The organism is Algoriphagus litoralis (assembly GCF_003259255.1).
In the GTDB taxonomy this organism is placed as follows: Bacteria; Bacteroidota; Bacteroidia; order Cytophagales; family Cyclobacteriaceae; genus Algoriphagus; species Algoriphagus litoralis.
In genome coordinates this window covers 1-344 of the sequence record NZ_QGOL01000068.1, presented here as the reverse complement: position 1 = coordinate 344, position 344 = coordinate 1, and the positions used below count along the sequence as shown (strand labels likewise).

Annotated in this window: 1 pseudogene; it reads right to left on the bottom strand. The window is 42.2% G+C overall.

Going from position 1 to position 344, the window contains the following annotated elements:
- Positions 1 to 309, bottom strand: a pseudogene (locus DK188_RS21385) (ATPase); the annotation flags it as partial.
- Positions 310 to 344 lie beyond the last annotated feature (35 nt).

The following is a 344-nucleotide window of genomic DNA, read 5'->3' as shown; positions in this document are numbered from 1 at the left end:
GGGGTTTTCCAAAATTAAATCCGTCTCAAAGGGTACGCCCACAAAGAGATAGAGGTAGAAAATCCAAAATGTAAATCCAATCGACAGGAGGTCAAAAATAAAAACCTTCCGCTTGGGAATGATCCCCTTGCTGACATACCTGGCAAAAGTGGATATGACTCCAAAGCCCAAAACAATAAAGTAAAACCCGTCAAAAACCTCTTGGTAAAACTTACTTTGGTAAAACCCAAAATCAGCCACGAAAGCCAAAATACCAAGAAAGCTTGCCAGTAGGGCGGCGCGATTGAGCCACTTGATGCCTGAATTCATGAGCCAAATGTTCCCTTTCTCTTTTGGTTTTGCAA